At 69.5% G+C, this 26677-nt stretch carries 30 protein-coding genes and 2 pseudogenes; 9 read left to right on the forward strand and 23 right to left on the reverse strand.

The features are described from left to right. Positions 1-8 precede the first annotated feature (8 nt). The 5 genes from ATK30_RS16815 to ATK30_RS16835 all read right to left on the reverse strand — a co-directional run bounded on the left by ATK30_RS16815 (position 9) and on the right by ATK30_RS16835 (position 4908). A complete protein-coding gene (locus tag ATK30_RS16815; RefSeq protein WP_143271396.1) occupies positions 9-791 on the reverse strand; it encodes a hypothetical protein in 783 nt (260 codons plus the stop codon). Between the two features lie 44 nt (positions 792-835). Further along, positions 836-1042: a hypothetical protein gene (locus tag ATK30_RS16820; RefSeq protein ID WP_101436380.1), complete on the reverse strand. Its 207-nt coding sequence runs from the start codon at positions 1040-1042 to the stop codon at positions 836-838. Positions 1043-1205: 163 nt separating this feature from the next. Then, positions 1206-2735 carry a hydrogenase large subunit gene (locus ATK30_RS16825; protein ID WP_101436381.1) on the reverse strand — a complete coding sequence of 510 codons (1530 nt, stop codon included), beginning with the start codon at positions 2733-2735 and terminating at the stop codon, positions 1206-1208. Next, positions 2732-4213 carry a proton-conducting transporter transmembrane domain-containing protein gene (locus tag ATK30_RS16830; RefSeq protein ID WP_101436382.1) on the reverse strand — a complete coding sequence of 494 codons (1482 nt, stop codon included), beginning with the start codon at positions 4211-4213 and terminating at the stop codon, positions 2732-2734. The genes ATK30_RS16825 and ATK30_RS16830 overlap by 4 nt, the downstream gene beginning before the upstream one ends. Before the next feature lie 29 nt (positions 4214-4242). After that, positions 4243-4908: a hypothetical protein gene (locus ATK30_RS16835; protein WP_101436383.1), complete on the reverse strand. Its 666-nt coding sequence runs from the start codon at positions 4906-4908 to the stop codon at positions 4243-4245. 254 nt (positions 4909-5162) lie between these two features. Between ATK30_RS16835 and ATK30_RS16840 the strand changes: the two genes are divergently transcribed. Next, entirely contained in the window at positions 5163-6407 is a 1245-nt protein-coding gene (locus tag ATK30_RS16840) for an IS110 family RNA-guided transposase (protein WP_101436384.1), read from the forward strand. A gap of 24 nt (positions 6408-6431) precedes the next feature. On the opposite strand, the gene ATK30_RS16845 is transcribed toward ATK30_RS16840, so the two are convergent. The 7 genes and pseudogenes from ATK30_RS16845 to ATK30_RS44485 all read right to left on the reverse strand — a co-directional run. Continuing rightward, positions 6432-7379: a respiratory chain complex I subunit 1 family protein gene (locus ATK30_RS16845; protein ID WP_101436385.1), complete on the reverse strand. Its 948-nt coding sequence runs from the start codon at positions 7377-7379 to the stop codon at positions 6432-6434. Beyond that, positions 7376-9394, reverse strand: a complete 2019-nt coding sequence (locus ATK30_RS16850; protein ID WP_101436386.1) for a proton-conducting transporter transmembrane domain-containing protein — start codon at positions 9392-9394, stop codon at positions 7376-7378. Before ATK30_RS16850 ends, ATK30_RS16845 begins: the two co-directional genes overlap by 4 nt. Further along, on the reverse strand, positions 9391-9876 hold the full coding sequence (locus ATK30_RS16855; RefSeq protein ID WP_208637361.1) for an NADH-quinone oxidoreductase subunit B family protein: 486 nt from the start codon (positions 9874-9876) through the stop codon (positions 9391-9393). Before ATK30_RS16855 ends, ATK30_RS16850 begins: the two co-directional genes overlap by 4 nt. A 106-nt stretch (positions 9877-9982) precedes the next feature. Next, on the reverse strand, positions 9983-10339 hold the full coding sequence (locus tag ATK30_RS16860; protein WP_101436387.1) for an ArsR/SmtB family transcription factor: 357 nt from the start codon (positions 10337-10339) through the stop codon (positions 9983-9985). Positions 10340-10776: 437 nt separating this feature from the next. Further along, positions 10777-11112: a group II intron maturase-specific domain-containing protein gene (locus ATK30_RS16865; protein ID WP_101436388.1), complete on the reverse strand. Its 336-nt coding sequence runs from the start codon at positions 11110-11112 to the stop codon at positions 10777-10779. A 32-nt stretch (positions 11113-11144) separates the two neighbouring features. Further along, positions 11145-11384: pseudogene (locus tag ATK30_RS16870) on the reverse strand (site-specific integrase); the annotation flags it as partial. Between the two features lie 109 nt (positions 11385-11493). Next, positions 11494-11628: pseudogene (locus ATK30_RS44485) on the reverse strand (transposase); the annotation flags it as partial. Positions 11629-11706: 78 nt separating this feature from the next. On the opposite strand from ATK30_RS44485, the gene ATK30_RS16875 reads away from it, so the two are divergent. The 3 genes from ATK30_RS16875 to ATK30_RS16885 all read left to right on the forward strand — a co-directional run bounded on the left by ATK30_RS16875 (position 11707) and on the right by ATK30_RS16885 (position 13837). Beyond that, a complete protein-coding gene (locus tag ATK30_RS16875; protein WP_183123704.1) occupies positions 11707-12360 on the forward strand; it encodes a class I SAM-dependent methyltransferase in 654 nt (217 codons plus the stop codon). A gap of 189 nt (positions 12361-12549) precedes the next feature. After that, positions 12550-13185, forward strand: coding sequence for a hypothetical protein (locus ATK30_RS16880; protein WP_143271397.1), 636 nt, complete (start codon positions 12550-12552; stop codon positions 13183-13185). Between the two features lie 28 nt (positions 13186-13213). Beyond that, positions 13214-13837 (forward strand): hypothetical protein, encoded by a 624-nt coding sequence (locus ATK30_RS16885; protein WP_143271398.1) that lies wholly within the window; start codon positions 13214-13216, stop codon positions 13835-13837. Positions 13838-13854: 17 nt separating this feature from the next. Here the strand turns inward: ATK30_RS16885 and ATK30_RS16890 are convergent, their stop codons facing one another. The 5 genes from ATK30_RS16890 to ATK30_RS16915 form a co-directional block, all read right to left on the reverse strand. Continuing rightward, a complete protein-coding gene (locus ATK30_RS16890; protein ID WP_101436391.1) occupies positions 13855-14118 on the reverse strand; it encodes a DUF1883 domain-containing protein in 264 nt (87 codons plus the stop codon). Positions 14119-14226: 108 nt separating this feature from the next. Beyond that, a complete protein-coding gene (locus tag ATK30_RS16895; protein WP_101436392.1) occupies positions 14227-15528 on the reverse strand; it encodes a hypothetical protein in 1302 nt (433 codons plus the stop codon). A gap of 401 nt (positions 15529-15929) precedes the next feature. Continuing rightward, a complete protein-coding gene (locus ATK30_RS16905; RefSeq protein WP_101436393.1) occupies positions 15930-16457 on the reverse strand; it encodes a suppressor of fused domain protein in 528 nt (175 codons plus the stop codon). Between the two features lie 260 nt (positions 16458-16717). Then, the gene (locus ATK30_RS16910) at positions 16718-17050 is read right to left on the reverse strand and encodes a MerR family transcriptional regulator (RefSeq protein ID WP_101436394.1); all 333 of its coding nucleotides are present in this window, start codon (positions 17048-17050) and stop codon (positions 16718-16720) included. A gap of 716 nt (positions 17051-17766) precedes the next feature. Further along, positions 17767-18084, reverse strand: coding sequence for a MerR family transcriptional regulator (locus tag ATK30_RS16915; protein WP_101436395.1), 318 nt, complete (start codon positions 18082-18084; stop codon positions 17767-17769). 896 nt (positions 18085-18980) lie between these two features. On the opposite strand from ATK30_RS16915, the gene ATK30_RS16925 reads away from it, so the two are divergent. From ATK30_RS16925 to ATK30_RS16940, 4 genes are all read left to right on the forward strand, one after another. Then, entirely contained in the window at positions 18981-19412 is a 432-nt protein-coding gene (locus ATK30_RS16925; RefSeq protein ID WP_101436396.1) for an Hsp20/alpha crystallin family protein, read from the forward strand. A 106-nt stretch (positions 19413-19518) separates the two neighbouring features. Next, on the forward strand, positions 19519-19716 hold the full coding sequence (locus tag ATK30_RS16930) for a hypothetical protein (RefSeq protein ID WP_101436397.1): 198 nt from the start codon (positions 19519-19521) through the stop codon (positions 19714-19716). Positions 19717-19735: 19 nt separating this feature from the next. Continuing rightward, positions 19736-20140, forward strand: coding sequence for a hypothetical protein (locus ATK30_RS16935; protein WP_101436398.1), 405 nt, complete (start codon positions 19736-19738; stop codon positions 20138-20140). Positions 20141-20143: 3 nt separating this feature from the next. After that, positions 20144-20473 (forward strand): J domain-containing protein, encoded by a 330-nt coding sequence (locus ATK30_RS16940; protein WP_101436399.1) that lies wholly within the window; start codon positions 20144-20146, stop codon positions 20471-20473. Between the two features lie 5 nt (positions 20474-20478). On the opposite strand, the gene ATK30_RS16945 is transcribed toward ATK30_RS16940, so the two are convergent. The 5 genes from ATK30_RS16945 to ATK30_RS16965 all read right to left on the reverse strand — a co-directional run bounded on the left by ATK30_RS16945 (position 20479) and on the right by ATK30_RS16965 (position 25109). Next, positions 20479-21444, reverse strand: coding sequence for a helix-turn-helix transcriptional regulator (locus tag ATK30_RS16945; RefSeq protein WP_101436400.1), 966 nt, complete (start codon positions 21442-21444; stop codon positions 20479-20481). 104 nt (positions 21445-21548) lie between these two features. Then, positions 21549-21947 (reverse strand): STAS domain-containing protein, encoded by a 399-nt coding sequence (locus ATK30_RS16950; RefSeq protein WP_101436401.1) that lies wholly within the window; start codon positions 21945-21947, stop codon positions 21549-21551. Positions 21948-22340: 393 nt separating this feature from the next. Then, positions 22341-23180 carry an SDR family NAD(P)-dependent oxidoreductase gene (locus ATK30_RS16955; protein ID WP_101436402.1) on the reverse strand — a complete coding sequence of 280 codons (840 nt, stop codon included), beginning with the start codon at positions 23178-23180 and terminating at the stop codon, positions 22341-22343. Next, positions 23177-24100, reverse strand: a complete 924-nt coding sequence (locus ATK30_RS16960) for a patatin-like phospholipase family protein (RefSeq protein ID WP_244194634.1) — start codon at positions 24098-24100, stop codon at positions 23177-23179. Before ATK30_RS16960 ends, ATK30_RS16955 begins: the two co-directional genes overlap by 4 nt. Positions 24101-24209: 109 nt before the next feature. Then, positions 24210-25109, reverse strand: coding sequence for a LysR family transcriptional regulator (locus ATK30_RS16965; RefSeq protein ID WP_101436403.1), 900 nt, complete (start codon positions 25107-25109; stop codon positions 24210-24212). A gap of 124 nt (positions 25110-25233) precedes the next feature. On the opposite strand from ATK30_RS16965, the gene ATK30_RS16970 reads away from it, so the two are divergent. Next, positions 25234-26223, forward strand: coding sequence for an NADP-dependent oxidoreductase (locus tag ATK30_RS16970; RefSeq protein ID WP_101436404.1), 990 nt, complete (start codon positions 25234-25236; stop codon positions 26221-26223). A 42-nt stretch (positions 26224-26265) separates the two neighbouring features. Here ATK30_RS16970 and ATK30_RS16975 read toward each other — a convergent pair whose 3' ends face one another. Beyond that, positions 26266-26670, reverse strand: coding sequence for a hypothetical protein (locus ATK30_RS16975; RefSeq protein ID WP_101436405.1), 405 nt, complete (start codon positions 26668-26670; stop codon positions 26266-26268). Positions 26671-26677 lie beyond the last annotated feature (7 nt).

Raw genomic sequence — 26677 nt, forward strand, 5'->3', positions numbered from 1 at the left:
GGTGTTGGTCAGCGGGAGGGTTGGGTGTGAAAGACGCTGGTTACCGCGTCGGTGACGAGGCGGGTCACGGCGATGCCTTTGACGAAGGGCACGGACCTGCCCGACGGTGGGATGTCGGTGAGGGCGATGGCGCACGCGCGGAGAATCTCGACGTCGAAGGCCAGGCCGGGTGCGTACACGGCGGCTCCCAGGAGCCCGGCCGCCGCGTACGGTGCCGCGCCGGTGTCCTCGCGGGTGATCACGGTGAGCCCGCCGAGCCGCCTGGTCGCGCTGGAGGGCAGCTCCCCGATGAGGTCGATCACGAGGTCGGCGCCGAAGACGATGTTGTGCAAGGGAAAGATCGTGGCGTCGGAGGAGTTCCAGGTGGTGATGTCGTCGACCCCGGTGGCCATGAGCAGCGAGGTGAGGACAGGCAGGTCCCGCGCTCCGGCAAGGACCACCCTGCTGCCGTGGGCTCGCCGCCCCGCCTTGGCCAGCGAGTCCACTGCCGCGGCGGCCAGGGCGATCGCGGTGACGTCCTCGTCGGTCAATAGCGGACGCGCGTGGCTGTCCTGCAGCTCCCGCTGCACCTCGCGGGCCCGCGCAGGGGCCACCCGGGTCAGCAGGACCGCGCCGATATCGGCGGGCAACGCCCGGATGCCTGCCGCGAGGCCGGCCGCGTCGGAGGCGAGGATGACGGTCGGCCGGACGGGAACGCGGGCCAGGCCACTGATCAGCTCAGCGCCGTCACGTAGCGTCGCTGTCAGGTCGGTGCCGCTGGGCAGGGCGCTGCCATCGGACACGATCGCCACCCGCTGGGCCTTGGAGTCCGCAGAAGAAGCCGACGTCATGGTTGCTATCCCCTGGCCTCTGTTGTGGTCAGTTCCGCGGGGTCGATCCAGTCGGTGGTGTCGATGCCATGGCGTTCGGCCAGGTCGAGCAGATCCTTGATGCGGGCGATGTGCAGGTAGATCTCGTAGTCGTGCCCGGCTTCCCGAGCGGTGGCCAGCTTTTGCTGCGCGCCCTGGACGCGACCTCGCAGCACTGTCACGAACTCACTCATCGTCTTCGCCTTTTCTCCGTCCCGACGCCCACGCGGGCGAGCCCGTACCCCGTCCACGCCGACTTCTCTATCGTCTATGCAGTTAAAGAAGTATGCAAGTCTTAACTTATGCGAGAATGCACACACCGTGCGTACGTCGACACGCCACGCACGGTGAGTGCGTCTACAGGTCGTTACCTGCGTAGGAGAGGTTGAAGCTCTTATTGGTCAGCGGGAAGTCCGGGACGATCGTGTCGGCCAGCGCGACCGGCAGGGCGGGCCAGTTGAAGAAGCTGGGGTCCACGATTTTCACCCGCGACAGCGTCCCGTCAGTGGTGATCTCCACGCGGTGCACGATGGTGCCGCGCCAGCCCTCGGTGATGCCCACCCCTGAGCGTGCGGCACCGCTGAGCCGGCCGAGACCCGAGGTGAAGGACGCGAGCCCGTCGTCGATCTCGCCCGCCAGGTAGGTGATCGCCCTGATCGATTGGGCGATCTCCTCGGCGCGCACCAGGAACCGCGACAGCACGTCACCCTCGGTGCGGACGTGCTCGACGCGGGGAAACGCCCCGTCCAGGAACGGATGGTCATGGCGGGCGTCGACGGTCAGGCCGCTGGCGCGGGCCACATACCCCAGGGTGCCCAGGTCCGTGGCCTGCGTGGTGGTGAGGATCGCGGTGCCGGTGAACCGGTCGGCGACAACGCTGTTGCCCAGGGCGAGGTCGACGATCTCGGCGACGTCGGCGCCGATCGCGGCCAGCTGATCGGGGTCGGGCAGGGTGTGGACGCGCGTGCCGCCGGGCCGGATCGCGCCGCGCAGCAGCCGGTGCCCGGTGACGTCGTCGTTGATCCGCAGCAGTTGTTCGCGGACGCGCTGGGCGTGGGTGTTGAGGATGGCGTGGCCGACGTCGTTGCACAGCGCGCCGAGATCGGTGACGTGGTTGTAGAGCCGTTCCAGCTCCAGCAGGATCGCCCGCAGCCGGTTGGCGTCCTCGGAGACCGGGATGCCGCATGCGTCTTCGACGGCGTGGCAGAACGCGAGGGTGTGCCCGACGGCGGCGTCACCGCTGACGCGTTCGGCGAGGTCGAGCGCCTGCTCGGGGCGGCGTCCCTGAAACAGCTTCTCCAGTCCTTTGTGGACGAACCAGAGGCGGGCTTTGAGGTTGAGGATGGTCTCGCCGACGACGGAGAAGCGGAAGTGGCCGGGTTCGATCATCCCGGCGTGCACCGGGCCGACCGGGATCTCGTAGACGCCGTCTCCTTCGACGGTGCGGAACGGGTACGGGCCGTCGACGTCGCCGAACTCGGGGGGTTCGCCAGCGTCGCTCAGCATCGGGTACCAGCCAGCCGGCCAGTGGAAGTGGCGGACCAGACGACGGGGCAGCGGGTGGTCGGTGGGCACGATGCCGAACAGGTCGCGCATCTCGCGTTCGAACCGCCCAGCCGCGAAGGACAACCCGGCCAGGCTGGGCACCCGCGGGTCGGCGGGATCGAGCCGGACGTGTAGTTCGACGCGCCGCTCCGGGCCGGTCGCGGTGAACAGGTACACCGCTCGCAGCGTGTCGCCGTCGTCGTGTCCGGCGACCAGCGCGAGGCGGTGTCCGTGCTCGAGTAACGCCTGCGCCCGCTCCGGTAGCTCGGCGGCGGCGATGGTGCGGGCAGTGCGGCGATATCCGGCCGCGCTGCTGAACGACGACGACGGCGCGCTGGTCATGGTGCCCCCGTGACGGCGGTAGCGGCGGTGTGCAACAACGAGGTCAGCGGTCCAGCGGCGATACCGAGGGCCGCACATGCCACCAGCCCGGCCGTCAAGACGACGGCGACCGTGATCGGCAGCGGCCGGGTAGCGGTGGCCGCGCCCGGCCCGTCCGGCGGTGCGCCCAGCAGCATCCGGCTGGTGTGCCCGATCAGGGCAGCGGCGATCACCAGCACCACGAGCAGCGCGGCAGCGGTCACCCAGCCGAGCCCCGCCGCGAAACCGGACCGGGCGATGCCCAGTTCACTGGCGAAGATGCTGAACGGCGGCAGCCCGATCAACGCGAGGACCCCGAATCCCAGACACCCGGCCAGCACGGGTTGCCGCGCGGCCAGCCCGCGGACACCGTCGATACGACTGGTGCCGGTGGTCTGCAGCAGCCGCCCGGCACCGAGGAACAGCACCGCCTTGGCCAGGCCGTGACCGAGGACGTGCAGCAGGGCAGCGGCCAGTGCCAGTGGGCTGCCGACGGCGGCGCCGAGGGCGACCAGGCCGAGGTGTTCGATGCTGGAGTAGGCCAGCATCCGCTTGTAGTCCCGCTGCGCCAACAGGAGCGACGCCGCCACCGCGAGGGACGCCAAGGCCATGACGATCAGCACGGCGCGGGTGAACCCGGTGCCCAGCGCGGCGTCGGCGATGACCTTGACCCGCAGGATCGCGTAAAACGCCACCGACAGCAGCACCCCGGACATCAGCGCCGACACGGGCGCCGGGGCTTGGCTGTGCGCGTCGGGCAGCCACGCGTGCAGCGGTGTGAGTCCGGCCTTGGTGCCGAACCCGAGGATGAGCAGCACCACGGCGATCCGCGTCACGCCCGGGTCGAGGCTGTGCGCTGTGTGGGCGAGCGCGGCGAGGTCCAGGCCCGGCGTGCCGGGGGCGTGCTGGGCGGCGAAGTTGAGCAGGAACGTGCCCAGCAGGGCGAGCGCGATGCCGGTGGAGCAGATCACCACGTACTTCCACGCCGCTTCGATCGCGGTCCGGGTGCGTCGTTGCCCGACGAGGAACGCGGTGACGATGGTGGTGGCTTCGATCGCGACCCACAGCACGCCGAGGTTCGCGGCCAGCACCGCCAGGGCCATCGCGGCGAGGAACACCTGCACCAGGACGCTGTGCCGGGCGGCGGTGCGTGCGGTTGCCCGGTCCGCGTCGATTTCGCCGCGCAGGTACGCCGGGGTCGCGGCGGTCGCCAGCAGCGCGACCGAGCCGATCACGATCAGCATGAATGCCGACAACGCGTCGACCCGGATCAGCCCGGCCAGCGCCGTGCGCGGCCCGGACCCCGACACGGCGGCGGCCGTGATAATCGCGGCAGCCAGCACGAGGGCGGAGGAGCCGGCGCTGATCCATCGGGTGGCTGGTCGCCACCCGCCCAGCAGGTACACCGCGGCACCGAGGAGTGGCACGACGATCGGGGCGAGGACCAAGGCGGTGTTCATACCGCCTCCGGGAGAAAGTACGGCGGCGGTCATGAGTCGCGTAGCTCCCGCAGTTCGTCGAGGTCGGCGGTGCCGAAGGTCTCCCACATCCGAGACGCCAGGATCTGCAGCACCAGCACCGCCAGCAGCACGTCGAGGGACACCCCGAGCTCCACGACCAGGCCGGCACCGGAGGTGGTGAGGAACCCGACCGCGGTGATCCCGTTGTCCATCAACAAGAACCCGACCAGTTGGGACAGGGCGCGGCGGCGGGTGACGAGCACGAAGAACCCGATCAGCACCACCGTCATTCCGACCGGGATCGCCTGCGTCGCCGCCGAGGGCGCCAACGCAATCAGCGGCTGCGACACCGCATAGGCCAGCATCGTCAGCACCGCCACCGACAGCAGGGACGCGGCCACGTTGACCAGCGGCCGGGTTTCCCGCCGCGCCGCACCGGCCTTCACCAGCGCCCGGCGCAGCAGATACGGCAGGACACCGACCCGCAACACCGCGATCCCGGCCGCGACGAACCCCAGTTCGACCGAGCGTTCGTGCACGGCCAGCACCGCCACCAGGGCCGTCAAGGCCAGTCCCTGAACGGCGAACACCCGGATGATGACCGCGAGTTCGCGGCGCCACACGATGAGCACCGCGGTCAGCAGCAGCGCACCACACGCCAGATCCAGCGCTTGCACATACGCGGTGTCACTCACGAAGCCAGTCCTCAGCGGACATTCGACGAAGTCCTTTCATGTCAGTGCTCCATGACCCGTGGCCGGGTCGCTCGGTAGGGGTGAGAATGTGTGGGTCGTCCGGCGACGTCGTGTGGCCTTGATGCCGGGTGCTCGAATGTCAGTGGGACGCGGGAGCCTGCGGTACCCGGTAGTGCTGCCATGAGCGCGTGATTCAGACTCGTTGTCGACAGGCTCCTCCGGACGGCGCGACTGCGTCGGAAGGAGCCGAGGCGATGGACGTGGTGATCCAGCGATGCGCGGGGATCGACATCGGCAAAAAGACGATGGCGGTCACGATCCGGACGCCCGGGCAGGGCAAGCGCCGCAGGACCGAGACGCGCACGTTCGCGACGATGACCGATCAGGTGCTCGCGCTGCGCGACTGGCTGCTCGGCGAAGGTGTCGAGGTCGCGGGGATGGAAGCGACCGGGGACTACTGGAAACCGGTGTTCTACCTGCTCGAAGACGCGCTGGAGTGCTGGCTGCTCAATGCCGGGCACCTCAAGGCCGTCCCGGGACGCAAGACCGACGTCAAAGACTCGGAGTGGATCGCCCAGCTGGTCGAGCACGGGCTGGTCCGCCCGTCGTTCGTCCCGCCGCCCCCGATCCGGGAACTGCGCGACCTGACCCGCTACCGCAAGACCGTCATCGAGGAACGCACCCGCGAAGTGCAGCGGCTGGAGAAGATCCTCGAAGACGCCGGCATCAAACTCAGCTCGGTCGCCTCCAGCACCGTCAGCGTCTCCGGCCGGGCCATGCTCGCCGCCTTGATCGACGGGGAGCGGGACCCCGCGGCGCTGGCGAACCTGGCCAAGGGACGCATGCGCCGCAAAACCCCGATCCTGCAGCAGGCGTTGCGCGGACGCTTCGACGCCCACCACGCCGTCCTCGTGCGGGAAATGCTCGCCCGCATCGACGCCGCCGACGCCACCGTCGCCCGGCTTTGCCACGAGATCGCCGAACGGCTGCGACCCTTTCAAGAGCAACTCGACCTGCTGATGTCCATCCCCGGCATCGCCCGCCGCAACGCCGAGGTGCTCATCGCCGAAACCGGCGGCGACATGACCGCGTTCGGTTCCCCCCACCGGCTCGCGGCCTGGGCCGGCCTCGCACCCGGCAACAACGAGTCCGCCGGCAAACACCGGCCCGGACACACCCGCAAGGGCAACAAATGGCTCGGCTCCGCACTCGTGGAATCCGCGCACGCCGCCGCCCGCACCAAAAACACCTACCTCGCCGCGCAGTACTGGCGCCTCTCCGGCCGCCGCGGCAAGAACCGCGCCGCCGTCGCCGTCGCCCACTCCATCCTCGTCATCGCCTACCACCTCCTCGACCGCCACCAGCCCTACCGCGACCTCGGCGGCGACTACTTCACCAGCCGACTGCCCGACCACGCCCACGTCCGCCGACTCGTCGCGCAACTCGAACGACTCGGCCAGCACGTCACCCTCACCCCCAACAACCCGGAGGCGGCTTGACAGACCAACTCGCCTATTCACGATTCAGGCCAGGAAGAACGACGCGGCGACCGCGAGCAGGGCGAGCAGGAACGACCCCGCGAGGAGTTCGGGAACCCGGAACAGGCGCAGCTTCGCCAGGAACACCTCACCGGCGGCCAGTACCGTGCCCAGGACCGCGACCTTCACCACCCACACCAGCACCCCGGCGAGGATCGCGAGCGGGGCGGCGGTGGTGGCGATGCCCCAGGGCAGGAACAGGTTCGCCAGCAACCCGAGAAACACCGTCAGCCGCATCGCCGAGGCGAGCTCGACCAGCGCGAGGTCCGGACCCGCGTATTCGAGGATCATGGCCTCGTGCACCATGGTCAGTTCCAGGTGCGTGGAGGGGTTGTCCACCGGCAGCCGCCCGGTCTCGGCGACGATCACCACGATCAGCGCGACCGCGGCGAGCAGGCTGGCCGGGGAGATCACCCGCGCCGGGTCGTGCAGGGTCGAGGTGACGATCGAGGCCAGGTTGGTCGACCCGACCCGCACCGACAGCGCGAAGATCGCCACCAGCAACGTGGGCTCGACCAGCGCGATGATCGTCATCTCGCGGCTGGCGCCCATCCCGCCGAACGCGGTCCCGGTGTCCAGCCCGGCCAGTGCCAGCGCGACCGTGCCCAGCGCGAGCAGCGCGACCACCGCGAACAGGTCCGCCACCGCGGCCACGGCGGAGTCGGTGGTCGCGAACGGCGCCACCACCGCGACCACCAGTGTCGTGGCGACCAGCACCAGCGGCGCGAACCGGAAAATCTCACTCGTGCCGCGCGGGGCGATTCGCTCCTTGCCGAAGAGCTTGCGCAGGTCCCGCCACGGCTGTCCGATCCCTGCGCCGGCGCGGCCTTCCAGCTTGGCCCGGACCTGTCGCATTACCCCGGCCAGCACCGGGGACGCGGCCACCACGACGACTGGCTGCAGCACCCCGCCGACGATCCCGAGCGCGCTCACCGGGTCACCGCCAGCAGGACCAGGACGGCGCACACGGTGTAGAAGCCGTAGCCGAGGTACCGGTGCACGCTCCCGGTCGCCAGCCTGCGTCCCACCCGGCCCCACGCGGACACCGCGGTCAGCACAGGCTGGTAGAGGCGGCGTTCGATCCGGTCGGGTACGCGGCGCCGGTACTCCACGGCTTGCACGAGGTAGGCGGATTCGCGGTGGTGCGTGACGTCGACGTCGGTTTCGGGCTGCACGACGTCGTCGAACACCCGCTGCAGTGGCTCGGCGAACGAGGTCGCGGTGTATTCCATCCGCGCCGACATCGGCCCGGCGCCGCAGTCCCACAACCGGGCGGCCCGCCGTGCCCGCCGGGTTGCGACCAGCCGCACCGCCCCGGCCGCCACGAGCACGGCGGCCAGCAGCGCGAGCGTGAGCATCAGCGGTGAGAGGGCACCGGTGATCCCGGCCAGCCGCATCGTGACCGCTCCGGTCACCGCCGGCCCCGCCGAGGGCAGCGCCGTGCTGGCAGCCGTGGCGATACTGGGCAGCACGAGGGCGGGCGCGACCGCCAGGACCGCGCTGACCGCGGCGGCCACTCCCATCCCGGCCAGCATCGTCGGTGGGCTCTCGTGCGCGTTCTCCGCGGCGGTACTGCGGGGCCGGGCCAGGAACCCGACGCCGAACGCCTTCACGAACGTCGCCACCGCCAGCCCGGCGGTCAAGGCGACCGCCGCGACCGCCAGCGGCATCGCGATCGCCGTCGCGACGCCCGATGTGGGCAGGCCGTGGATCAGGGCTTGCAGCAGCAGCCACTCCGACACGAACGCCGTCCCTGGCGGCAACGCCGACGCCGCCAGCGCGCCCCACCCGAACGCCGCCGTCGTCACCGGCATCGTGGCGCGCAGGCCACCGAGCGCGTCGAGGTCGCGGCTGCCGGTCGCGTGCAGCACCGACCCGGCCGCGAGGAACAGCAGGGTCTTGAACGCCGCGTGCCCGATCACGTGCAGCAACGCCGCGCTCAACGCCAGCGCCGCCAGCACGTGGTCACCGGACGCGGCGAACAAGCCGGACGCGCCGACACCGACCAGGACCAGTCCCATGTTCTCCGTCGTGGAGTACCCGAGCAGCCGCTTCAGATCGGTCCCCATCGCGGCCTGCAGAATCCCGTACACCGCCGAGACCGCGCCGAGCGTGAGCACCAGCAGCCACCACCACCGCGGGCCGCCGCCGAGCAGGTCGGACCCGATCCGCACGATCCCGTACACCCCGAGGTTCACCATCGCCGCCGACATCAACGCCGACACATGACTCGGCGCCTCCGGATGAGCGCGGGGAAGCCACGCGTGCAGCGGCACGATCCCGGCCTTCGACGCGAAACCCGCGAACATCAGCACGAAAACCAGCCCCGCGGTCGCGGGCGGCAGGTGCGAGGCGGCCTCGCGCAGCGCCGGGAACGAGTCGCCGGTGGCGTGCCCGGCCAGCACCAGAAGCCCGATCAGGATGGTCACAAACCCGAGGTGGGTCATCACCGCGTACCAGCGGCCCGCCCGCGCCACCTCCGGGCGGCGACGGTGCTCGGCGAGCACCAGCAGCAGCGAGGTGGCCGCCATCAGTTCCCAGCACACCAGCAGCGTGCCCGCGCTGGAGGCGACCGGCACCAGCAGCATCGCCGCCACGAACACCGGGAACACGGCCTGGAACAGCCGGGAATCGAGGCCGTGCCGGGTGTAGGAGATGCCGTACATCCCGGCGGCGACCGCGACGCCACCGGTGACCGCCATGAACAGGCCGCCCAGCCCGTCCATCGTGAACGAGACACCGGACAGGGGCAGCACCCCCGGCAGGGCAAGGGAAAACGCCTGACCGGCCATCGCGGCGGCACCCGCCGTCACACCGGCGGCCCCGGCCAACGCCGTACCGACACCCACCACCGCCGAGCGCACCCGCTGCGGCACGACCAACGCCGCAACGGTGCCGAGCACCCCTACCACCATGGCCGCACCGAAGCCGACAGCAGCGACGTTCATCGACCGGTCAGCTTCCGCAATCCCTCGACAATCGCCTCCGGCCGCGGCGGGCATCCCGCGATCTCCAGATCCACCGGCACCACGTCCGACACCGCACCGGCCAGCCCGTAAGCCCCAGCGAACGCGCCGCAGTTCCGGGCGCAATCCCCGACCGCGACCGCGAGCCGGGGCGCGGGGGTCGCCTCGTAGGTGCGCCGCAACGGTGCCGCCATGTTCCGCGTCACCGGCCCCGTCACCAGCAACGCATCCGCGTGGCGCGGCGAGGCGACCAGGCGCGCGCCATAGCGTTCGGCGTCGTAGACCGGCCCGAACGCCGACCCGATCTCCACCTCGCACCCGTTGCACGAGCCGGCGTCCACGTGCCGCACCTGCACCGAACCGCCCAGTGCAGCGGCGGCCGCGGGCATGTCACCGCTCGGTCGAGGTGGCGCGGGCTCGGCCACCCGGCCGGTCCGGCGGATCTTGCGCCACAAGCTCAGCACACGCTGCTCCTGACTGTCGTTCTCAAGAAGGGTGCGGTCCAGTCCGCCTGGGCGACTGAGCAGAGGACCAGGCGCAGTGGACCGCGGCTCATGCGCTCCGCGAGTCCTACGTCGGCGGAGGCGGCCCTGCCGACCCGGCCGGAGCGCGCAGGTCGTCGAGCAGCTCGATCTGCCCGGTGAGCACACCGGTCAGGATCTGCCGCGCGACCCGCAGCAGCTCCGCGACGTGCGGGCTGGTCAGCGAGTAGTAGACAGTGGAGCCTTCCTTGCGGGTCACGACCAGCCCGGCGCGGCGCAGCACGGCCAGCTGCTGGGACAGGTTCGCCGCTTCGATCCCCACCTCGGGCAGCATTTCCGCCACGGCATGTTCGCGTTCGCTCAGCAGCTCCAGCACCCGGATCCGCGCGGGGTGGCCCAGGGTCTTGAAGAACTCGGCCTTCGCTTGGTAGAGGGGTCTGCTCACGGACGCTCCTCCTCACGCACGCGCCACCACGGCATCATGTTCAACACTTGCTAACCTTAGCAAGTCTGAAATCCTATTGTGCACTGAGTGGACCGCATCGAGAGGCACGAGATGCGCCAACCGACCGTCGCCGACGTCGTGACCAGGGCCGTCGTGTTGCGGGGCATGACGTTGGTGTCGGTGCCTCCCGTCGTTGTCGGGGCTGCTTTCCACCCGGTCCAGTCGTCTCACCGGACCCGGCTGCCCCCAGCTCCTACCGCTCCGCTGCGACGGACCGGCGGCGCGGGCCTCACACCCGCACACGGATCAGTGAGGTCGGCTCGGAGCGCCGTGCCCGCGTTGCCGCGGGTGGGTTTCTCCGAGCCGCCTCCCGAACCCGGCGTGCCAGTTGTCCCGGCACCGGGCTCTCCACAAGTCCCGGCGGGATCGTGTTGGTCTCATGCGACGCTCGGCCATGGCGACGGGATGCGCGCGCCCCGGTAGTAGTAGCGCTTCGCGCGTACCCTGGCGGGGTCGAACAGCCCAATATCGCCATCGGCGGGCCAGATGCCGTAGCGTCGACGCAGTTGCTTCCATGGGGTGCGTCGATGCTTGCGTTTCTGCCACCGGACGATCTCCTTCCACAAGTATGACCGTAGGTAGCTGAAGGTCGCGTTCGAGCATCCGTACTTGAAGTACGCGGTCCAGCCCCGCAGCATCCGGTTGAGCTGGAGCAGCAGGACTGCGAGCGTTTGGTTCGTGTTCTTCCGGCAGGTCGTCTTGATCTTGGCCATGACGGCAGCGAGCGCCTTCTTGGCCGGGTAGACGCGACGAACTCGCCGATGTCTTCCAGCCGCACCTCCCGCCAGTCCACGCCGCGACCGTCGAGGAAGGCGAACCAGTCCTTCAAGTCATGGGCGTAAGCCTTGATCGTGTTCGGGGACCGCTCGATGTCGGTCAGATAGGCCAGATACCGCTCGATCGGGCCGACCGGGGCGTCGTCATCGCCCAGAACGGTCCACGACTCCAGCGGCGAGGCGGGTGAAACGACCCGCTGAACAAGCATTGCTCCTCCGGAAGATCCGCGTGATGGACGGCGGCAGATAAGCACGTCCAGCACGCAGTCGCCCGGCTCTCACCTCCTCGTGTCCAACATGGACGACACAGGCCAGCGGGCTCAAGATAACGATCGCGTTCGTGGTGCACACCACCGTGCGGATTTCCTTGTCAAACTGGAGAAACGGCACGAACTCGGCCCACGCGTTCTCCCACAGCCTGATGATCGCCGGGTAGCGGGCCTCCCACTTCTCGCCGAAGGCGGCCAGTGGGGGCTCTCCCAGCTGGCACCCGGCGGGCGGCTGGTGATACCCCTGCGGATTCGCGGAAGCGTGTCGCGCTCGATCGCGTTTGAGCGGGACCCCGACGGTGGCTGGCGCAGCGCCGAACACGCGATGTGCGGCTTCGTCCCGCTGCGCGGCGGCATCGCCGACGACCCCCGCAGCCGGATCGACCTGACCGGCGACAACACCGTCACCCTCCAATCCCACCAGGACCAGCCCTTCGCCCCCGAACGGCTGACCGGCGTGCTCGACCAGCCCCGCAGCGAGATGTGGACCGGGGTCACTTTCGCCCGGATGGAATCGTTGGAGTGGATGTACCTCTGGCTCACCTGCGCGCTACCCGGCGGCCTGCGCAGCATGCCCGCGGAGCAGACCGCGATCGACTCCGGCCGCATCACCCCGATGTTCCGCACCGGGATGGCCGTACCCGGCGACGGCGAGTTGGCCTACCTCGCCAAACGTCCCGGCGGCCACGACAGCGACGGCCACGAACTCACCGAAACCGGCGTCATCGGGCACGGCCCCCACGGTGGCGAACTGGCGGCCCGCGTCGCCGACGAGATCCGAACCTGGCACCGGGACTTCCGGCACCGGGACGTCCGGTTCGAGATCCCCGCCGACGGCACCGACACCTCCGACCCCACGCGCGGCCGGTTCTTCCTCGACCGCCCCCATCACCCCATCACCGTCGTCTGGCAGTAAGCCGAACCAGTGGTGGTGTTCGACCACGCGGGGCGACTACCGGACACACGAGAAGGCCGGGGCGGCGCGTTCCTGATCGCCGCTCCGGTCCCCTCGCCCTTCCCGTCAGGCCGATGCCCGCACGAGTTGGCGTGAGGCTTGCCCGATCACCCGTTGGTGTCCGCACCGTGGCTGGCTACGGTCGTTGACGTGACCGAAACCGAAGCTGGTGCTCGCCACAAGCCCAGTGCGCTGGAACTGATCGCGGAGTGCGTCGCACGGCTGCGGATGACCGAGCCTGCGGACACGCCGGCCGTGCTTCTGGCGGCGTGGCACGGGTTCGGCACCGCCGAGGCCGCCGGCCGCATGCTGCGCTGCGACAACGACGAGGACGCCGTGCTCGCGCGCAACGCGACGCCGGTGTTCGAGGCCGTCGCCGTGCTGATGCGGCGAGCACCGTCGATGCCCTACACCGACTTCGTGGTGGAGAACATCAGCGGCCTGGTCCCCGATGGCTACCAGCCGACGAGCAACGCCGACCAACTCGACGACCCACTCGCGGTCCCCGACATGTCGCCGGCTGGGAGTGTTCGCAGCGGCATTCTCGCGCTCGCGCTCGAACTGAACACCCTGCTGCCCGAAGCAGCCGAGAACGCCACCGCACCGGACGACCGCGTCGCGTGCGAGCACGGAACCAGACTGGCCTACGAGCTGTCGAACTGCTGGGAGGGCAAGCTCACCTCCTACATGAATGGCGGGCGGGATCTCATTGGCGACCGTCGAACCCAACCGGTAGGCGCGAAACCCAAGCAGGGAAAGAAAAAGCGCAAGCCGAAGCGGAAATGATCTGAGCATGTTGCCGACAGATCGGGTCGTGCTGGTCGATCTGGAAAACGTGGTGGGGTTTCGGCCCAAGCGACGAACCTTGCGCAGCCGGATGACCGCGCTGCTCGACGCCGCCGGGCCGTGGCACCACGCCGTCGCCGCCTACGCCTGCATCGAGGACGCCGACGACGCCACCGCCTCCACCCTGGCGGCGCTCGGCGTCGCACCCCTGCGCGTCACGCCCGGACCCGACGCCGCCGAACTCGCCCTGCTCGCGCACGCGCGGCGGATGCAGGCCGACGGCTGCACCCGCTTCACCGTCTGCTCCGGCGATCACGCCTTCGCCGTACTCGGCGACGCCGACGCCTCGACTCTCGAAGTCCTTGTCTGGCAAGGACAACCGGTCGCCGCCGGCCTCGCGGCAGCCGCCGACCACGTGCACCGACTCCCTCGGCTGGGCGAAGGCGACATCCCGGTTCGGCCCGAGAACACCGGCAACCTCGGGCGCCTCACGCAGCGCCGCGCCACATCCCGCTCGAAGCGACAGCCTCAACTGCCGTGGGACGGGCTTGTCACAGGATTCGCCACCGGCATCGGCATCGTCCTCGGTGCACGGCTCGGCAGCCTGCTCTGGCCCGGCGCCGCCGTTGACGAACGCCGCGGCCCGCGTTAACCGAAAGTGTCAGGGCGTCAGTCAACGAGTTTCGTCACCGTGGCGGTGATCCGTCCGTCGTAACCATCGACCACGAGGTACCAGCGAGCGTCGTAAGGCACATCGAGGATCGTGGGGCTGCTTTCCCAGTAACCGCCGTGGTATTCGTACTCCTCGCCGTCGAGGTAAGCCTGGTACTCCTCGACATCCATCAGGCACACCCTGGCAGGAACTCCGCGCAATTCGACCTCGACGGACGTGGCACCCACGCACGGGCCGAGATCCCAATACAGGTGTTCCATGCCACCATCCTTTCGCAGCCCGACCGGGCGCGGTGATCACCCGCTTATCCGGGAGGCGTGCGTCCGGGGTTCGGACCGGCGCATGCAGGTCCGCGTGCGGATCGAGTGTCAGTGCTCGTTCAGGAAGGCCGTCTTGACCAGTTCGGCGGCGTCCACGAGCGGGCCGGCGGGGACGGCCATCTCGCCCTGGGTTGTCAGGTCGCTGCTGTCTTCGGTGAGCACCCAGGTCACGCGCACGGAGGTGGCCTGCGGGTCGCGGGCCACGAGCACGTAGTCGTCCACTTCAGTGCGCCACTCCACGTTCGGCCGCAACGACTCCGGTGTGAGCGTTACCTCGGCGTTCGCGCCGCGCTGTGCCCAGTCCACTGGGTAGCCGCGCGGGGTTATCCGCGAAGCCACCGAATCGAGCACGCTCCAGTGCGAAGTCTCGCGCCCCCGGACCGGCTCGACCAGCCGCGACAAGTCCGCCTCGTCACGCTCGTCGAAGTCGGCGATCTCGCAGTTGTGGAAGGTCAGGACGATTTCCGGTCTGGCGACGAACCGGTCCCGGCTGACCACGCGCACTCCCACACCGTCGAGGGCTACGCCGAACAAGTGTGCACGGCCTGCCTCGATGTGCGTCGGGCGCGCTTGCCTCCATGCGTCCAGCCGCGCGGCCCGATCCTCGGTCGTCGGCGTCACCGTGTCGCCGAACAGTCCCGGTGGGACATAGCCAGGCAGCGGCGACGTCTTCTCCTTCGACGGCGGCTCGAGGTATTGCTGCTCTTCGAGGTCATACAGCCGGTCGAGGATCTCCGCGACCCGGTCCACCCGGCTGATGGAGCCGAGGAGGTCGATGTCGAGGGTGATCGGAGGCCGCGGGACACCGCGAGCCCGGTCGGTCAGCGCCATGATCTCGCCGGCGTTCGCGGTCCTGGTGTTGCTGTGATCGCGAACGTAGATCGCGCCATCGGCCAGCTGGTCTTCTCCGGGCACGCCGTACGCCTTGTGGCAGGGGTAGATCGGTTGCCCGTCCTCGGGTGGCAGCCCGATGACGAATAGCACCTCCCGATCGCCGTCCGCGCTGATCCGGCCGAACTCGAAGCCGGGGAACGTCGCACCCAGGTAGGGCCGGAGCCGGTCCGCGAGCTCGTGGGGCTCCGCACCGCGAGCGACACCACCCGCCTCGCCTTGCTGCGCGCCGATCACCAGCACGGCGTAGCCCTTGAAGTGCCGGGCCGCATCCTCGGGCAGCCGGTTCGCGCAGGCCAGGAGAAACTTGGCGATCTTCACCAGCCCCGGCTTCGAGGCGATGTCCACGGTGCTCTTGGCTTCGAGATAGCTCGTCTCCGCCGCATCACCATTCGCGACGACGTGATTCAGAACGGACCGCAGAATGCGCTCGCCCAGCGGTACGACATTCGTATCCACCCATCAACCTCCACACGCCTGCCTTCGTCCGTTCGGTCAGACGGTAATGCCAGACATCGAACCCCCGCGCGAACGAGGCAAAACCCCAGGTCAACCCGTGTCGCGGACCCGCTTGAGCACAGCAGGAAGAACGGAGACATAACGGAGCCCAGACTGCCCGTTAGCAACCGCAAACATGATCTTGAAGTCGCCAAAACCGCAGGTAGAAGCCCTGCAATCGAAGCCCGTTTCAAGATCGCCGCGATCGAACCCGCGGGCTTTTAATCCGTAGGTTCTGGGTTCGAGCCCCAGGCGGCCCACCACTCTTTTGCAGTTTGCGCAGTCTCAGGCTGGCCACCCCGGCCGCCCCGGGCCAGGGCCGCCCAAGGCGCGTTGCGCGGCACGCAGCTCGCAGATGTTGTTTAGTTCGAGCTGCGGGTGACGTCGAGCAGGGGCGGGTTGGTGTCCTCGAGCAGGTCGATGAGCGCGTCGACGCCGCGGCTGTCGGCGTGGGCTATTTCGGGTGTGGCCAACGGGATCAGGGTCATCATCTCTGCGACGGCGCGGCGGTTGTCGTCGAAGATCGCCTCGAAGCTTTCTTCTAGGTAGGGGTGCGGGCCGACGAGGATGCCGCTGATGTCGGTGCGCGCGAGCAGCGGCTGACCATTGGGGATGATCTCGTTGTTGACCACGCCCCGGTCATTGCCGATCACCAGCTCCAGCGTCAACTGCACGAGGTACCGGGCTGCGCCGTCTTGTCCGTGCCGGACGGAGGCGACGAGTTCCTGCGGGCAGATGGCGAGGATAGGCACGGCGGAGAGGCCGTGGGTGGCGAAGCTGACGAACTCGGGACGCTCGTGCCGCCAGATCTCCACGTCGCCGACGCGGGTATCGAGCACGCCGATGCCGAGGTGGCGCGTGAGATGGTCTTCGAGGCGGGGATCGGTCATGGTCGCAGCAGCTCCGCGAGTTCGTCCGGGAATCCGTACTGTCGTTTGGAGATCTCTGCCGGGTCTGCCCGGCGGTCTCCGTCGCGATTTGGGCCGCGCCGCGCTCCGGCAGCAGCTTGATCATCGCGCCGTCCGGCGATTTGCGCTAGCGGATGGCCGCTAGTGGTACCGAAGGCGATTCGACCACAGGCATTTTCCCCCACAACGCACGAACGGCACGCGACATCGACGTCGCGTGCCGGGGCAGGTAGCGGGAAGCTTCAGTCCTCTGCGCGGAGTTCCGCGTTGAGGCGCTGGGCTTCGTGGAGCTGGTCTTCGAGGGTGACGATGCGGCAGGCGGCTTCCACGGCGGTGCCCTGGTCCACCAGTTCCCGTACGCGGGTGGCCAGGCGCAGCTGGTGCCGGCTGTAGCGGCGGTGTCCGCCTGGCGAACGCTGCGGCGTGATCAGGCCGGCTTCGTCGAGGCTGCGCAGGAAGTTCTGGCTGGTGCCGAGCATGTCGGCGGCCCGGCCCATGGTGTAGGCGGGGTAGTGCTCGTCGTCGAACTTGTCGGCCCCGTTGGGCGTGGCCGGTCCTTCTTGGTCAGGGATCATTCCACCTCCACGTCAGAAAGGACCCCGGGTGCCTGTGCGGCACCCGGGGTCCTCAAGGGTTGGGTTTCACCATTGTCAACCGGCGCGAAGGCCGGCTTCCTGCACCCGCGTCCGGCATACGGCCGGGTGTTGCGGGGATCGCTCATTCGTGACCGAGAACCACCTCCGAACTCGATGGGACTGCGGCACCCGCGCGGCGCTTTCCGGCCGCTGCGGGCGATCCAATGATGTTCCCTTTCCCTTTCTTCCGGTTTTCTCCTGCTGGGTACTGCGTTTTCACTTCCTGCGAACGCCACCGCCGGGGAACCCCTTCACCTGATCGGTCCCAGCACGCTGACGCCGCTGGCCACTGCCCGGAGCCCGTTCACTGATCGGCCCCGGCCACCTGACCGGTCCTGCACTTGCACTTCAACTACTACTGAACTTCACGGGCGCACTCGCTCCGCCCGCGTCTTGCACTTCCCGCCCCGGGGCCGGTACTTCCGAAACAACCTGATGCACAACCCGGCCCCGGGGTTACTGCTCCCGGTCACCGGACGGAACCCGTTTTGCTGATCGGCTCCGCACCGCCTGACCGGCTCATCTCACTTCGCGGGCAGTTACGTCATCTCCCGCGCCTGATTGACGTTGTCTTTCTCGGTACGACCAGAAGACTACACACAGCCGCGACCGAATGTCTACTCCGGTCAGCATAGATTTTCTTCGGCGCGTCAGGGTCAGCGGCCGGCGTCGTCCAGCCGGCGGCGAAGGTCGGCGATTTCCTGCTTGGCGTCGGCGAGTTCGTCCTCCAGGCCCACGATGCGGTCGGCCGCGGCGAGGGTGTGTCCGGTGTCGAGCTGTTCTCGCAGACGAGCGATGAAGGCCAGCTGACGGCGGGAGTATCGCCGGTGCCCGCCGCCGGACCGCTGCGGGCGCACCACGTCGGCACTGTCCAGGCTGCGCAGGAAGGCTTGCTGGACGTCGAGAAGTTCGGCGGCCTGCCCCGTGGTGAAGGCCGGGTAGTCCTCGTCGTCGAGCTTGCCGAGGTCAGTCATGGGCGCTCCTTCGCTCGACGGGGACGCCGGTCGGCATCACCCACATTATCTACGTTGCGTGCTTGACACAATCTCCAGTGCGGGCTATAAGTTCAAGCAGAAGCTGTGAATGGCTGGTAGGCCCATCGAGAGATGGTCTGGGAGTGATTCACGATGCCGGAGGCCACCGAACGGACAGCCGGCACGGCGTTCGCCGAGCTGGTCTGCGCGGACCCGGAGTGGGCGCGCGCGGAATTCGACGCGATCGTGGCCGCGAACTTCCCCGCCCTTCCTCCTCGCGACCGGCCGCGGCCCCCGGAACCGGTTCCGGCTCGCCGCCCCAGCGGAATCCGGGCGGTGCGGGAGACTCCGGAGAGGTCGAGCGAGCGGTTGCTGGCGGCGCGACGGTGGCGTGGGGCCAGGTCTCCTCCGCTGATTGCTCGCGATGGTGCTGCTGTGCAATGAAACGACGGCGCGAACGGGGAGGTGATACACCGTCGCGTTCGAATCGGAACTGGATGTCGGCAGCGCGCGGCAATGACTGGGCCGCAGCAGGACCGGGGCGTTGCGCACCAAGGCCCGCCCCCGCGTCTCGTGGCGAAGCGAAGCGAGCCCGCCGCGCCTCCGCCGTCCGGCGGTGATCGCGCGACACCCAGCCGTGCTTGTCCAAGGCCGGACGCGAGAGTTGCTCGGTTCTCGGCAGACGCGGATCCGACACCGCGCTCCGGCCCCGCCGTCCCCGGTCGGCCCGGGATCGGCGGGGCCGTGCGTTTCCCGGGCGGTCAAGGCGACGGCCGCCCCGCGTTCAACCGAAAGTGTGCCGTCGAGAACAGGTTTATCGACTGGGAGCAGTGTGACGGGACGCGGATACCGCTGCGGCCCGCGATGACAAGCGGAGCAGGAGGTAGTCAGTGGTCATGTTGATGCGCACAGACCCGTTCCGGGAGCTGGACCGGCTGTCTCAGCAGCTCTTCGGCACGGACGGCACCGCCACCCGCCCGGCGGCGATGCCGATGGACGCGTACCGCTCCGGGGACGACTACATCGTCAAGTTCGATTTGCCCGGGGTGCCGGCGGACGCGATCGACGTGGACGTGGAACGCAACGTGCTCACCGTGAAGGCCGAACGCGGCCCGGATTACGGCGAGAACGACGACGTGCAGGTCGCCGAGCGTCCCCGCGGCACGTTCAGCAGGCAGTTGTTCCTCGGCGAAACGCTGGACGCCGAGCACGTGGAGGCCAGCTGCGAAGCCGGTGTGCTGACCTTGCGGATCCCGGTGGCGGAGCGGGCCAAGCCGCGCAAGATCAGCATCTCCGGCGGAGAGGAGCGCAAGAAGATCAACGCCTGAACCCCCATCCCTGCCGCGCGGCCCCGCCGTCGACGACCATGCCTGGCCCGTCAAGGCGGGGCCACGTCCTTGGACGCGGCCCCGGACACGCACTGGAGGTACCGAGATGGCGTGGGACATCCCGGAAAACGACGCGGCGGACCAGCAGCACGAAATCGAACCTCCCGACGACTGGGCGGACGACGCGGCGGCCGTCGAACAGGCAGCGGACGGCGTGGCCGCCGATCCGGTCGACGTGGCCGAGCAGCAGCGGCCGGTCCCGCCCGACGATCCCGTTCCCGAGGTCAGCACCCAGCACCAGTGACGAAGGTGGTGAACCCGAAATGGCGCGCCCGCGGCGATCTCCCCGGCCCGGGCACTTCCTGGACGCGGCCTCCCGGTCCCTCGCCCAGGCCACCCGGCAGTTGCTGGAGGCCGCGGCCGGCGGGGTGACCCACGACCATCTGCGGCAGGTCGGGTGGTACCTGGTGCAGCTGACCGGCGGGTTGGCCGAGCTGACGGCGACCGCCGCGGTGCGGCTGGACGAACACGCGCGGATCCGGTTGTTGCGCACTCAGGAAGGCGGCGACCCGACCGAAAACCTGACGCGGGCGGCCCGGCTGCTGACCGAGCTGCGCCAGGCGCTCGATCGGGCGGACGAGGCGGCCCGCGACTACTACACGTGCCTCAGCCGCCTGGTCGTCGACGCCGATCCGTCCCTCACCGGTAAAGAACCGCGCAGGGGGTGAGCGGTGCCGGAGCCTCGCAGCGACCCGTACGCCGTGCTGGGCCTCACCTCGGCAGCCAGCCAGCGGGACATCACGCTCGCGTACCGACGCCTGGTGCGGGAGCTTCACCCGGACGCTTCCGGAGGAGACGCGGAACGGCTGGCCGCGGTGATCGCCGCGTACCGGTTGTTGCGCACTGCCGCGAAGACCGACCGTGAGCGCACGCGGGAGTCGCCGTCCGGCACCGCCGTGCCCGTCCGGGTCCACCGCGATGACACTGCGTCCGCCGCCGGGCAGGAACCGGACCTGCGCGTTGGACCGGTGCGGTATCAGCCTGGTCCGCGCAGGCACTGACTGTCCTAAATGGACTTTGTACTGGTGTCCTGGAGAGTGCGCGACGGAAGCTCGCCGTACGCAGCGCGGTAGTGGGCGGTAAAAACGCTGGGCCGCGTATAACCCCAACGCGCCGCAACCTGGGTGACAGTCGTCTGCCCCGGAGCAGCAGCCTTTAGTTCCGCGCGCGCATGGTCGAGACGGACGCGCCGCAGATAAGCCATCGGCGTCAGGTCGAGGTGCCTTCGAAACGCCAGCTGCACGGCCCGCGAGGACACCCCAGCCGCCTGGGCCAGGTCGGCGGCGGTGAGATCCAGATGGGGATTGGCTTCGATGAACGCGATCGCGCGGCGCAAAGCCTGGGGATGCGCGTCGAGATCGGAGCCAGCGCGCTCCTCCGACGCGGTCGTGGGAAACGCCGTGAGCACGGCGGCGGCGAGGTGCTGGGTCGCGGTGCTGACCAGCAGCGGATGCTCGCCGATGTCCGGAGCGGAGAGGACTTGATCCCGCAGGTAGGTGATGGCGTTGCGCAGGTGCCCGGCACCCGCGGCCGACACCGGTATGTGGTCGAGCAGCTTGACCGGCTTTTCGGTGCCCGCGACGCGGGTCAGGACGGCCGGGTCGAGCATGGTGATGCTGTAGCGGGCCCGGCAGATCCGGCCCGAGTACGGGCGGTCGGGCGGGGCGAAGGAGAACAGGTCGCCGGGGGCGAAGTCGGCGGATTCGGTCCACCCGGCGACCCGGTGGTCCTCGATGGTTCCGGCTTCGATGTCGCAGAGGCAGATCCGGCCCAGCGGGTCGACGTCGTAGCTCATGTCGAAGTGCAGGTCGAGCTCGTCGGCGCTGACGGTCTCCGTGGCGACCCGGGTGATGCGGGCGCCCGCGTCCCGGCTGCCGCTGCCGATCCGCATCGGGGCGTAGGAATAGCAGAGGAATTCCTCGGTGCGGTCCAGGTCGTCGCTGTCGAACACCACGTGTCCTGGGGTGGACATACGCCGGTTCGTCCTCCGTCCCACGCCGGCAGCAAGAACCCCGGCGGGTCCTTCGGCGTCGTCCAAGGACCTCCGACGTCGTCTGTCGCGGGGCAGCGCCCCGGTTACCCGCGCGAGCCGGGTGCCAAACCGCTCAACTCGGCGCAGGCGTCGTCGATGCTGGCGGCGAGGTGGAGCAGGACGTCGACCCGGGTGACGCTCAGCGGCCGCAGCACGGCGCGGTTGCCGCCGGTCACCACGATCAGCCGGCGCCCTTTGGCGCGAGCGGCGCGGTGGGTGCCGAGCATCAGCGACATCCCGACGACGGCCATGAAGTCCAGTCCGGTGCAGTCGAGCACGATGTCGCGGCCGGTCCGCAGCTGAGTGTCCAGCACGTCGGCGAGGTCGTCGGCGGTGGCGAGATCGAGCGCACCGCTCAGCCGTACCAGCACGAGGGAGCCCACGGCCCCGCTCCGGATCGCCAGGCCGCCGGGGCGCAGCGGCCGTTCGGTTGTCTCGGACATCAGCGGGTCTCTTCCTGTCGTCTGTGTGGCCTACGCCGCGAGGGGCATCGCTTCCCGAAGGCACCGCTGAATCTCACTGCTCGGTTGCCGACCTCTCGAATCCGGATTGACCGGGGGTTGTCTCCACCGTGCAGGGCTCGTCGGAAACGGTCTAGCGGCGGAACCGAACCCCGGCTACCCGGAAAACGAACCGATCAGCTGGACAGCGTCCGACGAAGCCCAGCCGGGTCGGTTCGGGGCACCGCGAGCGGCGCGGGCAGCTGGCAGCCGCTCTCGTACGCCGCGGCGAAGCGTTCGTCGCCGAGGGCCGTCGGCAGCTGCTGCTGAGCGGGCGAACCTGCAGGTCAGTCCGGTCGTGGGCATCGCGCAACCGGGTTGCGCCTGGCCGCCTGGCTACCGCCGAGTTCCTTGCTGTGCCTCGAGATTCGCCCGGTACGCCGTGCGCTCCGGGCGGTCCGAGTGCAGAGCGCGGTCGTCGCGGACCAGCCGCCGGACCCGGTTGAGGACCGGCTCGGGGGTGACCCCCGCAGCCGTGGCGAGCAGGCCGACATAGCCGGGGACAGCGATTTCGGCGCGGCGGTTGTGCACTGAATCGGCAACCGCCTTGGCGACGTCTTCCGGCTGCACCTTGGGGATCGGCCGCATGTCCAGGCCGGAGGCGAGCGCGGTGTCGACGGCCGACGGCAGTACGGCGGTGATGCTGACGCCCGCGTCCGCGAACTCCAGGCGGGTCGCGGCCGTCAGCCCCACGACGGCGAACTTGGTCGCGTTGTAGACGGCCAGCCCCTTGACCGGGAACTTGCCTGCCAGCGAGGCGACGTTGACGACGTGGCCGAAACCGCGTTCGACCATGCCGGGCAGGGCGAGCTTCATGCCGTTGAGGACGCCGCCGAGGTTGACGTCGATCTGCAGCCGATCGGTGGCGTCGGCGAGTTCGAGGAACCCGCCGTTCGGCATGAGGCCGGCGTTGTTCACCAGCACGTGCAACGGTCCGTGGGCCTTCTCGGCCGCGGCGAGGAAAGACGCGAACGAGTCGCGGTCGGCGACGTCGAGGTGGTGAGCGGTGCCGCCGACCAGCTCGGCGGTTTCCTCGGCAGCCGCCTGGTTGAGGTCCCCGATCGCGACGCGCGCTCCCTTGCGCGCGAACAACTTCGCGACCGCACGGCCGATTCCGGCACCCCCACCGGTGATCGCGACGGACGCGCCGTCGAGGTCGATCTCGGGGTAGGTCATGGGGTCGCTCCTTCTTCGATGGCGGTGCGGACCCGCGCCGGGGTCACCGCGCGGAGCACGGCGGCGCGGCGGCGCAGGTCCATGAAATTCGGCCCCATGACGTCCAATTCGGCCTGCCCGGGTTCGATCCGGAACACCCGGACACCGGCGGCGCGGAGTTGCTTCACCTCGGCGTCGACGCGCCGGGTCATCGCACGTCGGGCCAGTCGTTCGACCCGCGCGAAACCGCGGCCGGATGCACCCCCGGAGGTGGACATCGGCGGAATGACCACGACCTCCTCGACGCCAGTCGCGAGAACGAGATCGGCGGACGTCGGCGAGACGGTGCCGCCGTCGACGTACCTGCGGCCGTCGATGGCCACCGGCGGAAACCATCCCGGAATCGCCCAGGACGCGGCAATCGCCGTGCCGAGCTGAGTTCGGTGCGAATTCCCGAACGCGACCCGCTCCCCCGTGCGGATATCTGCCCCGACGAGCCAGGTCCGCGGATGGTCCACCCAGCCGTCAGCGTTGGCCAACGCGGTGCCGAGATCGCGCAGCCATCCAGCGTCGCCGCGCCCCCTCGGCACGACACCAGCCAGCCCGGCCAGCACATCGACGCGACCCCGCAATGCCGCGGCAGTGAGGCCGAGACCAGGCCAAACCGGTGTCGGCAAGGGCGGCAGCATGCCCGGATGCTGAGCGAGATGGCGCCGGACCCGTTCGTCGGCGGGTTCTCCGAGCAGCGCGGCCATGATCTCGCCGACCCCGATGCCCGAGCCGAGAAACGCCGCCATCTCCGCGCCCGCCGAGGTGCCGACCAGGACGTCGGCCTCGCGCGAGTCCCATCCCCACTGCTCCTCGACCGCGGCGAGGACGGCTGCGGTCCAGGCGAAGCCGAGGGTGCCGCCACAACCGAGCACCAGTGCGCGTTGGGTCATCGGCCACCTCTGCGGAATCGCGTGTCAGTGGCGGAACCGTATGTCATTTCTGCGAGCAGGGCAACCGGCTCAGACGGGCACCGGAGTTCGAGAGCGACCAGCCGCGGATCTAGTACACGTTTTCCTGAACCGCCTGCGCCTCGGCCACCGCCCGCAATTCCCGTACCAGTTCGCGCACCGCGAGGGATTGCGCACCGGCATAGGTGGCGACGTACCCGACCCGCCGGCTGGGCGGGTCGGCGATCGGGGTGACCGTGACTCCCGGCGCGGCGGCGGCGAGCGTGAGCTTCGGCAGGATCGCCATCCCGATCCCTTGCGCCACCATGGAAAGGACCACCCCGTCGTCGGCGACCTCCATCTTCGCCGCGGGCAGCCAGTCCTGCCGGGCCCACCAGGATCGGGTGTAGGAGGAGCAGTTTTCCGGCCAGTCGAGCAGCGGCAGAGCACGCGGATCGGCCTGGTTTCCCGGGTTGACGAGGAAATACGGCTCCCGGAACAGTTCTCCGGCGACCAATCCGGCCGGCGGGGGTTCGTCTTCGCTGAGGGTCGCGATGGCGACGTCCGCGCGTCCGTCGGCGACCTCGCCCGCCGTGCCGCGGCCTAGTTCGGGGACGACCAGCACCTGCGGGCGCAGACCGGAATGCTTGGCGGTCAAGCGTTCCAGCGCCGCGGGCAGGAGATGCGCGGCGGCACTGCGGAAAGCCGCGATCCGCAGCGGGCCGGTGAGCGTTCCGGCTGCCGCGCCTCGAGCTTCGGCGCGGAGGACGTCGAGCTGACGCAGGATCAGCCGGGCGTGCACGAGCGCGCGAGCACCGGCCGCGGTCGGGCGGGCACCGGTTCGGCCGCGCTCGAAAAGGACGGCGCCGACCTTGCGTTCGCAGGTCCGGACGGCGTGCGAGATCGCGGACTGAGTGAGGCTCAGCTCGGCGGCAGCGGCGGTGAAACTGCCGGCGCGCTCCACCGCGAGCAGCAGGCGCAGCTCGCCCGGAGTGAGGTCGACAGCATCCATGCGGCCAGCCTAGCCAGCACCATGAGCGAGATTCATGGATTGGCTCGGTCCATCGATCCGGCGGTCTGCTGCAGGCGGCTTCGACGCGCTTGAGTTGCTGGGCAGAGCCAACTAAGGAGATCCCGTGTCCCTGACCGCCGTCCGCCAGGTCCGCCGCCCCGAGGGCGCGCCGAGCGCCGCCGATTTCGAGTTCGTCACCCAGCCGCTGCCGGATCTCGCCGACGGACAGGTGCTGGTCGAAAACCGTTACCTGTCGGTCGATCCGTACATGCGCGAGTTCATGGAATGGGGCGGCTGGGAACGCGGCGCGGGTCTGGAAGGGCGCTCGCTCGGCGAGGTGGTCGAGTCGAAAGAGCCGACTCTTCCGGTCGGCACCACGGTGTTCCACCGGCACGGCTGGGCTACCCACGCCGTCCTCACCGCCGCCGACGTCCGGACGATCACCCCGGCGGACGACGTTCCGCTGAGTGCTTACCTGGGCATTCTCGGCGGGACCGGTCTCACCGCGTACGTCGGCCTGACCCGGATCGCGCAGATCCGTCCCGGCGACGACGTGTTCATCTCCGCGGCCGCCGGCGCGGTGGGCAGCGCGGCCGGGCAGATCGCCCGGTTGCTCGGCGCGGGACGGATCGTCGGCAGTGCCGGGTCAGCGGCGAAGGTCGAGCATCTGACCCGCGACCTCGGGTTCGACGCCGCCTTCGGTTACCACGACGGTCCGGTCGCAGACCTGCTCCCGAAAGTGGCTCCGGACGGAATCGACGTGTACTTCGACAACGTCGGCGGCGATCACCTCGCCGCCGCGATCGACGTCCTGCGCGAGCACGGCCGGGTCGCCTGGTGCGGTTCGGTCGCGCAGTACAACAGCCTGCGCACGCCGCCGAGCGCGCCCCACAACCTGTACGACGTGGTCGGGAAAAGCCTTCGGATCGAAGGATTTCTGGTGCGCAATCACCTCGACGCGCGCGAAGAACTCGAGGAATTCCTGATTCCGCACATCCGCGGCGGGCAGGTGCGCGTCAATGAGACTGTGGCAGAAGGTTTTTCCAGCATCGTGGACGCGTTCATCGGGATGCTGCACGGAGAGAACGTCGGGAAAATGCTGGTCCGGGTCTGACCGCCGGGAGGGAGCCGCGAAGCCCCCTCCCGGGGCAGAACCTCAATCACGCCAACGGTTGTTGAGGAAGGCGTCGTCGTCCTCGTCGTCTTCCGCCGGACGCGGGCGACGCGTCGGACGGCGCGGAGCCTCGGTCCGCAGAGCGGGCTGGTTCGGCGTCACCGCGAACGGGGACGCCGAGCCCGGCTCGTTGCCGAACTCGTCGGAATCGAACGCCGAGGGCGGTTCGGTGCTCGGCCGGTCCGTGCTCCACCCGGACTTGGTCTTGCGCTTCCCCAGTTCCCGCCGGTGCTGGACGTACCGTTCGGCCGCCTGCACCTGCTTGGTCATGTACTCCTGGGACTGCGCCTTGAGCTCCTCGGCCTTCTGCTCGCGCAGCGCCCGGCGGTCGGCCTGCTCCCGGACCAGCGCGTCCAGTTCGGCCTTCATCGCGGCGGTTTCGCTCATGCGTCGC

This window comes from Amycolatopsis echigonensis, from assembly GCF_002846615.1.
Classification (GTDB): domain Bacteria; phylum Actinomycetota; class Actinomycetes; order Mycobacteriales; family Pseudonocardiaceae; genus Amycolatopsis; species Amycolatopsis echigonensis.

Bases quoted from the DNA above. Each gene is read 5' to 3' on its own strand.
- ATK30_RS16915 (WP_101436395.1), bottom strand. From the start codon at position 18,084: ATGACTGACCTCGGCAAGCTCGACGACGAGGACTACCCGGCCTTCACC.
- ATK30_RS16905 (WP_101436393.1), bottom strand. From the start codon at position 16,457: ATGACCGATCCCCGCCTCGAAGACCATCTCACGCGCCACCTCGGCATC.
- ATK30_RS16975 (WP_101436405.1), bottom strand. From the start codon at position 26,670: ATGAGCGAAACCGCCGCGATGAAGGCCGAACTGGACGCGCTGGTCCGG.
- ATK30_RS16910 (WP_101436394.1), bottom strand. From the start codon at position 17,050: ATGATCCCTGACCAAGAAGGACCGGCCACGCCCAACGGGGCCGACAAG.
- ATK30_RS16965 (WP_101436403.1), bottom strand. From the start codon at position 25,109: ATGGATGCTGTCGACCTCACTCCGGGCGAGCTGCGCCTGCTGCTCGCG.
- ATK30_RS16865 (WP_101436388.1), bottom strand. From the start codon at position 11,112: ATGGCCAAGATCAAGACGACCTGCCGGAAGAACACGAACCAAACGCTC.
- ATK30_RS16890 (WP_101436391.1), bottom strand. From the start codon at position 14,118: ATGGAACACCTGTATTGGGATCTCGGCCCGTGCGTGGGTGCCACGTCC.
- ATK30_RS16825 (WP_101436381.1), bottom strand. From the start codon at position 2,735: ATGACCAGCGCGCCGTCGTCGTCGTTCAGCAGCGCGGCCGGATATCGC.
- ATK30_RS16950 (WP_101436401.1), bottom strand. From the start codon at position 21,947: ATGTCCGAGACAACCGAACGGCCGCTGCGCCCCGGCGGCCTGGCGATC.
- ATK30_RS16840 (WP_101436384.1), top strand. From the start codon at position 5,163: ATGGACGTGGTGATCCAGCGATGCGCGGGGATCGACATCGGCAAAAAG.
- ATK30_RS16960 (WP_244194634.1), bottom strand. From the start codon at position 24,100: ATGACCCAACGCGCACTGGTGCTCGGTTGTGGCGGCACCCTCGGCTTC.
- ATK30_RS16930 (WP_101436397.1), top strand. From the start codon at position 19,519: ATGGCGTGGGACATCCCGGAAAACGACGCGGCGGACCAGCAGCACGAA.
- ATK30_RS16955 (WP_101436402.1), bottom strand. From the start codon at position 23,180: ATGACCTACCCCGAGATCGACCTCGACGGCGCGTCCGTCGCGATCACC.
- ATK30_RS16820 (WP_101436380.1), bottom strand. From the start codon at position 1,042: ATGAGTGAGTTCGTGACAGTGCTGCGAGGTCGCGTCCAGGGCGCGCAG.
- ATK30_RS16935 (WP_101436398.1), top strand. From the start codon at position 19,736: ATGGCGCGCCCGCGGCGATCTCCCCGGCCCGGGCACTTCCTGGACGCG.
- ATK30_RS16945 (WP_101436400.1), bottom strand. From the start codon at position 21,444: ATGTCCACCCCAGGACACGTGGTGTTCGACAGCGACGACCTGGACCGC.
- ATK30_RS16830 (WP_101436382.1), bottom strand. From the start codon at position 4,213: ATGAACACCGCCTTGGTCCTCGCCCCGATCGTCGTGCCACTCCTCGGT.
- ATK30_RS16925 (WP_101436396.1), top strand. From the start codon at position 18,981: ATGTTGATGCGCACAGACCCGTTCCGGGAGCTGGACCGGCTGTCTCAG.
- ATK30_RS16850 (WP_101436386.1), bottom strand. From the start codon at position 9,394: ATGAACGTCGCTGCTGTCGGCTTCGGTGCGGCCATGGTGGTAGGGGTG.